This is a genomic window from Streptomyces sp. MnatMP-M17, from assembly GCF_900091995.1.
In the GTDB taxonomy this organism is placed as follows: Bacteria; Actinomycetota; Actinomycetes; order Streptomycetales; family Streptomycetaceae; genus Streptomyces.
This window is the reverse complement of record NZ_FMDK01001120.1, coordinates 1-2,843: the sequence shown is the minus strand read 5'-3', so window position 1 is coordinate 2,843 and position 2,843 is coordinate 1. Positions and strand designations below refer to the sequence as shown.

Annotated in this window: 3 protein-coding genes; all 3 read right to left on the bottom strand. The window is 72.7% G+C overall.

Features of this window, described 5'->3' with window-relative positions:
* Positions 1 to 764, bottom strand: a 764-nt coding sequence (locus tag GA0115259_RS36785) for a MaoC/PaaZ C-terminal domain-containing protein (RefSeq protein WP_093604847.1), incomplete at its 3' end; no start/stop codon positions are given.
* On the bottom strand, positions 761 to 2,011 hold the full coding sequence (locus GA0115259_RS36780; protein ID WP_093604845.1) for a beta-ketoacyl-[acyl-carrier-protein] synthase family protein: 1,251 nt from the start codon (positions 2,009 to 2,011) through the stop codon (positions 761 to 763). The genes GA0115259_RS36780 and GA0115259_RS36785, both read right to left, overlap by 4 nt.
* Positions 2,012 to 2,137: 126 nt before the next feature.
* Positions 2,138 to 2,843: aminotransferase class I/II-fold pyridoxal phosphate-dependent enzyme (locus tag GA0115259_RS36775; RefSeq protein ID WP_141716858.1), on the bottom strand; the 706-nt coding region annotated here is incomplete at its 5' end.

The following is a 2,843-nucleotide window of genomic DNA, read 5'->3' as shown; positions in this document are numbered from 1 at the left end:
TCGCCGGGCGCGACGGGCGCCGAGAAGCGCCCGCCGATGCCGAGTACGCGCGCGGCGTCGCCGTCGGCGTACCGGTCGGTGATCTCCTCGACGGCCAGCGCCACCACGCTCATGCCATGGGCGATGACGGAGTCGAAGCCGGCCGCGCGGGCCGCCTCCTCGTCGAGATGGATCGGGTTCTCGTCGCCGGAGGCATGGGCATAGCGGCGGATCCACTCCACGGTCGGCTCATGGACGACGGTGGCGGGCTCGCCGGCCCCGGCGGGCGCGGGAGCGGCGGCTCCGGCGGCGATGTCTCCGAACGGTTCGAGCGCGGTGGCGCCCACCAGCAGGGCGCTGGTGATCAGTTCGGCGAACGGCTCCGGCTCACCGGCGCCGCTGGTGCCTTCCACGCCGCCCGGGCCCTCCGCTCCGTCGCCGATGAGCCGGGAGCGCAGGGCGACACGGGTCCCGCGCGCCTCGCGCCGGGCACCGAGCACCTCAAGCCGTACGGTGACGCGCTCACCGGCGCGTACGAGCCGGTGGCCGCGGATGTCCTGGGAGAGATGGACGACCGAGACCGGTCCCGGCTCATCGGCGGTCAGCGCGGCCACGGTCCGCTCGGCCACGGTGTGGGCGAGGACGAACGCGTGGACGGGCGAGGCCAGTTCGTCCTTGGTGACGGGCAGTTCGGCGCGGACCGCGCCGCGGTAGGCGGCGATCTCCTCGGCGGTGACGGTACGGATCACGGCCGGGATGCCGGCGGATGCGGAGGAGGTCGTCATACCGGCGCCACCACCAGAGTGGAGTTGTGGCCGCCGAAACCGAAGGAGTTGGACAGCGCGGGACCGGATGCGACGGCGCGCGGCGCGCCGTGGACCACGTCGATTTCCATGCCTGGCTCCAGCCGTTCGTGATTGGCGGTGGGTGGGACCTCGCACTGGCGCATCGCCTGCACGGTGGCGATCAGTTCGACGGCGCCGGCGGCTCCGATGAGATGGCCTATGACGCTCTTGTTCGCGGTGACCGGCGGCCCGTCGGGCCCGAACACCTTGGCCAGCGCGACCGCTTCGGCACGGTCGTTGAACGGCGTCGAGGTGCCGTGCGCGTTGATGTGCACGATGTCGGAGGGCACCAGGCCCGCGTCGGCGATGGCTCCTGACATGGCGCCGATCGCGGCGCCGCCGTCCGGCAGCGGCATCGAGAGATGGAACGCGTCGGCGGTGGAGGCGTAGCCGGCGACGGTCGCGTAGGGCCGTGTGCCGCGCGCCTTCGCGTCGTCGAGCCGTTCCAGTACGACGAAGCCGGCGCCCTCTCCCATCACAAAGCCGTCCCGGTCGACATCGAACGGCCTGGACGCGTGCTCCGGGTCGTCGTTGCGCAGCGAGACGGCGTTGAGGTTGCCGAATCCGGCCAGGGTGACCGGCGTCAGTGTCGACTCGCAGCCTCCGGCCAGCACTACATCGGCCCGGTAGGTCTGGAGCAGCATCACCGCGTGGCCGATGGCGTCGGCGCCGCTGGCGCAGGTGGTGGCGATGGTCAGGGCGGGCCCGTGCCAGCCGAGCCGCATCGCGATCTGGGCCGCCGCCGCGTTGGGCATCGTCATCAGCGGCATCAGCGGATTGACCCGGTGCGGTCCCGACTCGGTGAAGTTCTTCGACTCCGCGTCGCTGGTGGCCCGGCCGCCGACGGCGTTCCCGACGACGATCGCGGTACGGTCCGGGTCGACGGCCGGGGCGCCCGCGTCCCGGTGGGCGGCGAGGGCCGCCGTCGTGCCGTACAGCGCGAACGGGTCCATCCTGCGGGCGTCCTTGGCGGGCACCAGTCCGGTCTCGTCGAGTCCGCGGACCCGGCAGCCGATCCGTACCCGGTGCCGCTCCAGATCGAGATGGGTGAGGGTGGCGGCCGTGGACCGGCCGGCGCGCAGTGTGGTCCACAGATCGTCGGGAGTGCAGCCGGCCGGTGTGACGACGCCCATGCCGGTGATCGCGACAGGCGCCTTGAGCTGTGTGTGCCTCGGTGAGGTTGACATCCCGAATCCCGAATCCCGTGCGAACGGCGGACAGCGGCCGACTGACGCCGGCGCGCGGGTGAGCGTGAGAGTGAGGGTGGCGATGGGCGTGGCGGTGGGACGGGCGCGGAGCGCGCCGCCGGTGGATCAGCCCGCGATCAGTCCGCACTCGTGGGCGGCCTTGAGGAAGGCCTCCGCGGCGAAGTCGATGTCCGCCTTGGTGTGCCGCGCGGTGATCGCGATCCGCAGCCGCGCCAGGTCGTTGGGGACGGCGGGCGTGACCACCGGCAGTCCGATGACACCGGCCGCGCGGCAGGCGGTGGCGTAGTCGTACGCCGCGTCGTCGGAGCCCGCGATGACCGGGACGACCGCGGTCTCGCTGTCGCCGGTGCGCATTCCGCCCTCGTTCAGCATCCGGCGGAACCGCGCGGACTCCTGCTGGATGTGGCTGACGCGCTCGGGCTCGCGCTCCAGGATGCGCAGCGACTCCAGGGCCGCGGCGGACTGGGCCGGGCCGAGGGCCGCGGAGAAGAGGAACGGCCGGGCCGCGTACTTGAGATGGCCGATCAGCTCGCTCGGCCCGGCCACCCAGCCGCCCATCGAAGGGATGGCCTTGGAGAGGGTGCCCAGCTTGATGTCGACCTTCGCCCGGTAGTCGAAGTGCTCCTCGATGCCCTTGCCGGTGGCGCCGATGACACCGAGCGCGTGGGCCTCGTCCACCATCAGCAGCGCGTCGTGCGCGTCGCAGACGGCGCGCAGCTCGGGCAGCGGAGCGATGTCGCCGTCCATGGAGTAGACGCTGTCCACGATGACGAGCCTGATCCCGTCGGGGCTCGCGGCGGCCAGCCGCCGG

Bases quoted from the DNA above. Each gene is read 5' to 3' on its own strand.
- GA0115259_RS36780 (WP_093604845.1), bottom strand. From the start codon at position 2,011: ATGTCAACCTCACCGAGGCACACACAGCTCAAGGCGCCTGTCGCGATC.